Origin of the sequence: Alkanindiges illinoisensis (assembly GCF_004377485.1) — a bacterium.
Classification (GTDB): Bacteria; Pseudomonadota; Gammaproteobacteria; order Pseudomonadales; family Moraxellaceae; genus Alkanindiges; species Alkanindiges illinoisensis_A.
The window spans coordinates 1-7,203 of record NZ_SNTY01000044.1; the positions used below are offsets into that span (position 1 = coordinate 1).

Annotated in this window: 6 protein-coding genes and 5 pseudogenes; 6 read left to right on the forward strand and 5 right to left on the reverse strand. The window is 40.5% G+C overall.

What is annotated here, in order from left to right; translation table 11 throughout:
* Window positions 1-256 (reverse strand): transposase (locus E2B99_RS10160; RefSeq protein WP_171066339.1); only part of this gene is annotated, 256 nt, incomplete at its 3' end.
* A gap of 232 nt (window positions 257-488) precedes the next feature.
* Between E2B99_RS10160 and E2B99_RS10165 the strand changes: the two genes are divergently transcribed.
* The gene (locus E2B99_RS10165) at window positions 489-728 is read left to right on the forward strand and encodes a hypothetical protein (RefSeq protein ID WP_016165165.1); all 240 of its coding nucleotides are present in this window, start codon (window positions 489-491) and stop codon (window positions 726-728) included.
* Window positions 729-1,023: 295 nt separating this feature from the next.
* On the opposite strand, the gene E2B99_RS10170 is transcribed toward E2B99_RS10165, so the two are convergent.
* Entirely contained in the window at window positions 1,024-1,902 is an 879-nt protein-coding gene (locus E2B99_RS10170; protein ID WP_121595086.1) for a LysR family transcriptional regulator, read from the reverse strand.
* Between the two features lie 137 nt (window positions 1,903-2,039).
* Between E2B99_RS10170 and E2B99_RS10175 the strand changes: the two genes are divergently transcribed.
* Both E2B99_RS10175 and E2B99_RS10180 read left to right on the forward strand, forming a co-directional pair.
* Window positions 2,040-3,098, forward strand: a complete 1,059-nt coding sequence (locus tag E2B99_RS10175; RefSeq protein ID WP_134244851.1) for a YeiH family protein — start codon at window positions 2,040-2,042, stop codon at window positions 3,096-3,098.
* Window positions 3,099-3,188: 90 nt separating this feature from the next.
* A complete protein-coding gene (locus E2B99_RS10180) occupies window positions 3,189-3,893 on the forward strand; it encodes an IS6-like element IS1008 family transposase (RefSeq protein ID WP_001067783.1) in 705 nt (234 codons plus the stop codon).
* 50 nt (window positions 3,894-3,943) lie between these two features.
* Here the strand turns inward: E2B99_RS10180 and E2B99_RS10185 are convergent.
* A pseudogene (locus E2B99_RS10185) lies at window positions 3,944-4,171 on the reverse strand (transposase); the annotation flags it as partial.
* A 70-nt stretch (window positions 4,172-4,241) separates the two neighbouring features.
* Between E2B99_RS10185 and E2B99_RS15040 the strand changes: the two are divergent.
* Window positions 4,242-4,355: pseudogene (locus tag E2B99_RS15040) on the forward strand (TetR family transcriptional regulator); the annotation flags it as partial.
* A 76-nt stretch (window positions 4,356-4,431) separates the two neighbouring features.
* On the opposite strand, the gene E2B99_RS10195 reads toward E2B99_RS15040, so the two are convergent.
* Window positions 4,432-5,046, reverse strand: coding sequence for a thiol:disulfide interchange protein DsbA/DsbL (locus E2B99_RS10195; RefSeq protein ID WP_004281881.1), 615 nt, complete (start codon window positions 5,044-5,046; stop codon window positions 4,432-4,434).
* A 177-nt stretch (window positions 5,047-5,223) separates the two neighbouring features.
* Window positions 5,224-5,363 (reverse strand): annotated as a pseudogene (locus E2B99_RS15045) (cation diffusion facilitator family transporter); the annotation flags it as partial.
* Between the two features lie 392 nt (window positions 5,364-5,755).
* On the opposite strand from E2B99_RS15045, the pseudogene E2B99_RS10200 reads away from it, so the two are divergent.
* Together E2B99_RS10200 and E2B99_RS10205 are read left to right on the forward strand one after the other, a co-directional pair.
* Window positions 5,756-6,925 (forward strand): annotated as a pseudogene (locus E2B99_RS10200) (IS3 family transposase).
* 16 nt (window positions 6,926-6,941) lie between these two features.
* Window positions 6,942-7,076, forward strand: a pseudogene (locus E2B99_RS10205) (integrase core domain-containing protein); the annotation flags it as partial.
* Window positions 7,077-7,203: the final 127 nt, after the last annotated feature.

The following is a 7,203-nucleotide window of genomic DNA, read 5'->3' on the forward strand; positions in this document are numbered from 1 at the left end:
ATCCGCAAAGTTTAATCAGACTTTGCACAAAGCCAGTGACCATACGTAAAGACAGACGGAATAAGGATTTAATCATTAAGCAGCATTGGATGGCTGCGTCGGAGTAGGTTTGATTTCGCCCTTGTTTGCCTTTTGATGGCGCATACCATTGCGTAGCAGGATCAAACCAAATGGCAATATTTCCGCGACTCATGAGTGCTCGGTTATATGCGGGCCAATTGGTTGTGCGGTAGATTTTGTGTGTAGGCTTCTTCATTTGAAAATTATATCGCTGAAAAACCCTTTACAGATAGGTTTGTGCAACAAAGCCAATTACTGGCGCAAAATTTTTAAATGTTAATACGGGGGTAAAGGCAAGGCAGGTCAGAGGATTAAAAGCCTCCAACCGTACAGATGATGTTAGTCAAGCAAATACATCGTTCCGTCTTTCAGCTATTGCACAAATAGTTAGATGGTATATAGGGTACTTGAATAGCAAAGGATAGGATATGCCAATGTTCGATATAGAAGATTCAAAAGATGTTGATTTAAAGAACAATAAGACCTCAAAAGAAACCTTAGCTAAAGTCAAAAATGTTGAAGGTTTTAAAGCCAAAGGTAATGAGGCTGGAGTTAATTCCAAAGAACCGAAAAGTGAAGAAAAAATAGTAGAATTGAAACCAAATTTTATGGGAATCGGTATTAATCTGAGGGCTTTATGGGAAAAAATAAGATTCAAAAAAACATAAAAAATCAGCCAGCGCTTAACAGTTTGCACCAGCTTTTGCATTATGATTTATGAGTAATCTAAGGTTTTTACTCAGATACGCTTAAAGAAATGATCTCCTTGCTCAAAAAGAGTAACAATATTCATTGGACACATTGGTTTCAAATTGCCCTCGATTTATATGAGTCAAGCAGAGCACTGAGCTCATATGCTAAGAAGCATTTGTAGTCAAAGCAGAACAAACAATAATGCTTCGACCTTCAGCTTCTTATATATACACGACTTACAGCTCAATTCTAATTTTACTCACATAACCTCTATTCACTAAACAGGCTTTTTTCAAATGCTTGTGCAACATGCGAAGACGGTCTGTCTTTATAATGCAGTTGGTATAGCGGCCGAGAGAGTTGCTCGTTATTTTTTTGGCTCAGGCGCGCTAATTTGCCTAACTGCACTAAATCTTCTGTGACTACGTTTGGCAATAAAGCGACCCCCATACCTTGAGCAACAGCTCTTGCTATAGCTTCGTTGCTGCCTAATTGCATACTTTGCTCTGCTTGTACGCCATGCTCTGCTAATAACTTTACAGACATTTCTAACGTGCCAGAGCCTGGCTCGCGTAATAACCAAAACTGCTCGTTTAACCATGCTTTTAAGTCTTTAGTGGGCTTAAAGTTGCTCGGTATAACCACACTCATTAAATCACTTTGCCAGTGCTTACTAATAATGTGCGGCTCGGTAGGTGTGCCTTCAACCAGTGCTAAATCGATAGTGCATTCAAGTAAGGCATGCTCAATTTGCGCGGTATTAGCCACTTGTACTTCTACTTTTATATGCGGGTACTGCGCACAAAATTTGGCTAAATAAGGCGGTAGCCAATAACTGGCAATGGTGGTGCTGGTGCCTATAACTAATGTACCGCGCTTAAGCCCTGTTCGCGATTTAATATCTTCAATGGCGGCTTTTTCGATAGCAAAAATACTGCGGGCGTGATCATACAAAGCTTGGCCGCCCTCGCTTAGGGTGAGCTTTCTACCCTTAGATGCACGTTCAATAAGTTGAATGTTTAACTGATGCTCTAGCTCTTTTAGCGCTTTAGAAACAGCGGGCTGGCTTATAAAAAGCGCTTCGGCTGCGCCTGAAAAACTACCCAATTTAGCCACTGTATAAAACACCCTAAGTGAATGTAAGTTCATTGAACAACCTTAAATTGCATAACTCTAAATTGTATAACTTTAAGTTATCAAATCATGATTTTAATATATTGGAGTTATATTTTGAGCTTTCTTACAATTAAGTCAACACATCAACTTGGTTTAAGTGAGGGAATATTATGCTTAGCGCTATTAAAAGTAGTTTTCAGCCTTTGACTAAGCAATACGGCGATACGCGCTGGTGGTTAGGTATGCTGCTGGTGGTTGTGTTAGCGGGGGCATCTGTTGCATTAAGTAAGTTACCTATAATGCAAAGTGCGCAATTTAGCTCCTTAACAATTGGTATTGTGCTTGGCATTATTGTGGGTAACAGTGTGTTTGCGCGCATTGCTACGCGTACAGATGTAGGCGTTGATTACGCTAAAAGTATATTACTCAAAGCGGGCATTATTTTATTTGGGTTTAGGATTACTTTTGCACAAGTAGCGGGTGTAGGCTGGCATGGCCTATTAACCGATGTGGTAATGCTGCTTGGTACGTTTATATTAGCAGTACAGCTAGGTAAGCGCGTTTTTAAGCTTGATGAACAAACAACCATACTAATAGGTGCGGGTAGCTCTATTTGTGGCGCCGCAGCGGTAATGGCAACAGAGCCAGTAATAAAAGCACAAGCGCATAAAGTATCTGTAGCGGTGGCAACGGTTGTGGTGTTTGGCACGTTAAGTATGTTTGCCTACCCAATTATGTTTGAATATATGGGTGTGAGTGAGCATGCGTACGGTATTTTTGTTGGTTCAACCATTCATGAAGTTGCGCAAGTGGTAGCAGCAGGGACTACGGTAAGTGCCAATGCGGCTGACACCGCCGTGATAGAAAAAATGCTACGCGTAATGATGCTTGCGCCATTTTTAGTAGGCTTATCGTTTTGGCAAAGTAAAAAGCATGCAAACATAAACGCACATGGCGGCGAGCAAAAAGCGGGTATTTCAATCCCTTGGTTTGCAGTGTTATTTATAGTGGCAAGTGGCGTGCATTCGTTATCGGTTATTCCGCAAGGAACTACAAACGCTATTATATGGTTTGATAATATACTACTTACCATTGCCATGGTCGCACTTGGGCTGCGTACACATGTTGGCGCTATTCGCCAAGCGGGAATAAAACCACTGTTATTAGCAGGCTGTTTATTTTTGTTTTTAACCTTAGCTGGCTTTGCCATTAATGTAGGCATTGCATAGCTGTTTTAAATATAACCTGGTCGAGGGGGCACTGTTGCAAATAGGCTGACATGATAAGCTAAATATCTTATTTATTTCGAGATACAGCAGATGAATCCCTTCCACGGTCGGCACTTTCAAGGTGAAATCATTCTTTGGGCTGTTCGTTGGTATTGTAAATATGGCATCAGCTATCGTGAACTTCAAGAAATGCTCGCTGAACGAGGCATAAATGTGGATCACAGTACAATTTATCGTTGGGTTCAGCGTTATGCTCCAGAAATGGAAAAACGGTTACGCTGGTATTGGCGTAATCCTACAGATTTACATTCATGGCATATGGATGAGACTTATATCAAAGTGAAGGGGCGATGGACTTACCTGTATCGTGCAGTTGATCAACGTGGTCATACGATTGACTTTTACCTTTCCGCTAGACGGAACAGTAAATCAGCCTATAGTTTTCTAGGAAAGATCTTCAATACGGTGAAAAAATGGCAAATTCCACGGGTCATCAATACAGATAAAGCAGCGACCTATGGCCATGCTTTATCACGGTTAAAGCGAGAAGGAAAATGTCCAGTAGATATTGAGCACAGGCAGATTAAGTATAAAAATAATGTCATTGAATGTGATCATGGTAAGTTAAAGCGAATCATCAGGGCCACATTAGGATTCAAATCTATGAAGACTGCTTATGCCACAATTAAAGGTATTGAAGTCATGCGTGCACTACGTAAAGGACAAGCATCGTCATTTTATTATGGTCAGCCTCAGGGTGAAGTGTGTCTAATCAACAGGGTTTTCGGTCTCTAAGCACTTTTTAAAGGGAACTTCATCGACTCAAATCACTATTTGCAACAGTGCCAGCCAGTGACCATACGTAAAGACAGACGGAATAAGGATTTAATCATTAAGCAGCATTGGATGACTGCGTCGGAGTAGGTTTGATTTCGCCCTTGTTTACCGATGGACGGAGCATACCATTGCGTAGCAGGATCAAACCAAATGGCAATATTTCCGCGACTCATGAGTGCTCGGTTATATGCGGGCCAATTGGTTGTGCGGTAGATTTTGTGTGCAGGCTTCTTCATTTGAAAATTATATCGCTGAAAAACCCTTTACAGATAGGTTTGTGCAACAAAGCCATCCACGATTCATATTCAATCCCATGACTTTAAAGCGCAAAGCGTGTTGCAGATGCAGCTCTTATTCCGAGGAATTTTACACTGGTATCGCCCGCCGATAGAAACACCAGATCCGGCAGTCAGGACGTAAATAACCATTCCTCCAGTTTAAATAAAAAAACCTGCAGATTCGATGCAGGTTTTTTTTAGAGATAATCAATCGCGTCTTATTTGGCTTTACGCTCTTTTTCAATCAGGTAATTCACCACCTGAATTACTTTGGCATCATTGCCCTGCACAATATATTTACCATTCACGGTCACCGCTGGTACACCGCTTAACTGATATTGAGCAGTCAAATTTTTTGCCTGAGCAATTTTTGACGAAATCGGGAATGATTTATAAGTCGTGTTAAATTTCTCTTCAGAAATACCATAACGGGTATAGAACTTGGCCAATTGTGCCTGTTCTAAAATTGGACGCTGCTTGTCATGAATATCATGGAATAACTGTAAATGTGCTTTTTGACGCACACCCAGGGCTTCTGAAACATAATAAGCACGTGCAGCCTGTTCCCAAAGCGGGTTCATTGCAGCAGGTGTACGTACAAAACGGATATCTTTGGGTAATTTTTTCAACCAGTCCTGCATATGCGGTTCCAACGTGAAACAGTGACCACAGCCATACCAGAAGAATTCACGTACCTCAATTTTGCCCGGTTTTTCGACTTTGACTGGTTTTGCGACCACCTGATAGTCCTGACCTGCCACAAAATTGGCCATAGCATTGCCTGAAAAGGCCAAAACAGATGCGGCAACAGCTCCTAAAAGGAATTTTTTCATTGGGATTATCGTCCTCTAAATCATTATGCTTAGTGTATGGGTTCACTATAAATCAATTATGCCGGTTCCGTTTTCATGCTGCAAACTTTTGTGCTATCAGAACCGCTACATTAAAGTATGCGACTGATTTTAAGTCAGTTAATATGGCCATTCGACCGCTATGTGTTTTTAGATAATCACAAAAGTTAAACTTTGAGTAATAAAAACGGTTATAATTTCTACGATTAAAACGTAGTGGTCAAACCTACAGTAAATATTAACTTCTTACTATTCTCTTCAGTAACAGCCGCGTGGCTCTGAGAATGATCTTCTGACATACAATAGTTTCCTTATTCTATTTACGATTAGCTGAGAGACTTGAGTAAGCCTCAATATTTCTGCTAAAAATTGCTTACTATAATTGGTCAAGAAGCTTTCTTTTCATTTATCCACCGGGACAATATTGGTAATAAAACCAACATAAGAAGGGTTGATAAGATAATTCCTCCAATAACCACATTTGCTAGTGGGCACTTTACTTTTTTCTCCAATTCCAATGCCTCCCTAACTAATTAGAGAGTTTTAAGCATTATTACATGAATCTTTCCAATACTATTGTTGCAAATATACTAAGTTGCATATTTATTCCTGCCTATGTATAGGAGCTGAATAGCCACCGATTTTGTAGACACCTTTTAGTTAGATAAAATGGCTAATTAACGAGGTGCTTATGAGCAGTAAACGATACCCTGAAGAATTCAAAATTGAAGCAGTAAAGCAAGTTACCGAGAAAGGCCATAGTGTGGCCGAGGTTGCTACACGTTTAGGAACTACCACTCATAGTCTGTATGCTTGGATTAAACGTTATGATCCACAGCAACCTAAGACAACAGAATCTAATGATCCAAGTGCAGAATTAGCAAAATTAAAAAAAGAGCTGCAAAGGGTCATCGAAGAAAGGGACATCTTAAAGTGAAAGCACTGCTTTCACGCCGCTTCGCAAGCCAGTCCAAATGAGGTACGCCTTTATTCAGGACAACCAGCATATATGGCCTGTTCGTCGTTTATGTTCAACTCTAGATGTTCATCATAGTGGTTATTATGCATGGCTAAAGCAGCCTATCAGCAAGTCAGCCCAGAAAAGGCAACAGCTTTCAGGACTGATTAAACAGTTTTGGCTAGAATCTGGCGGAGTCTACGGCTATCGCAAGATTCACTTTGATCTGAAGGATTTTGGTGAAAGCTGTGGGATTAATCGAGTACATCGGCTGATGAAAGCAGATGGACTGAAATCACAGCGTGGCTATCGTAAACCTAGAGCTCATGTAGGTACTCCATCTGTTATTGCCGCAAATACTTTAGATCGACAGTTTAACCCAACTCATCCCAACCAACTGTGGGTCACTGATATTACTTATATTCGTACTCATGAGGGATGGCTGTATCTTGCAGTTGTAATTGACCTATTTTCTCGTCTTGTTGTTGGATGGTCGATGAAATCAAGAATCACGACAGACCTGGTTTTAGATGCATTACTAATGGCTTTGTGGCGAAGGAATCCAAAGAATAAGGTGCTGATCCATTCTGACCAAGGTAGCCAATACACCAGCCATGAATGGCAGACATTTCTCAAGCATCATAATCTTGAAAGCAGTATGAGTCGACGACTTGCGCAGTATACTGCTCATGCCATGATAATGCTGTTGCCGAGAGTTTCTTTCAGTTGTTAAAACGAGAGAGAATCAAGAGGAAAATATATTCATCAAGAACTGAAGCCAGGTCGGATATCTTTGAATATATTGAGATGTTCTACAATTCAAAACGCAGACATGGTTCCAATGGTCAGCGTTCTCCATTAGATTATGAAAAGGCCCATCAAAAGATGGTTATATGTGTCTAGAATTTTGGTGGCTATTCAGAGAACCATTAAGCATGTATTTAGTCAACCAGGCAATCCACAGCAAAATACTTATGTTGAACGTTTTAATCGAACAGTACGATATGAGTGCTTGACTCAGCAGTTATTTCTAGATATTGAGGATGTTCAGAACGGCTTTGTTGCACAAAGATTTAAAAAATAGAACTACCCTAAGCGACTCAAATTTAAGTGACAACTTGGGTATGAGCTCGGCCTAATTCCATAAATTTATTTAATACTGCCACACGTGCATGAATCTC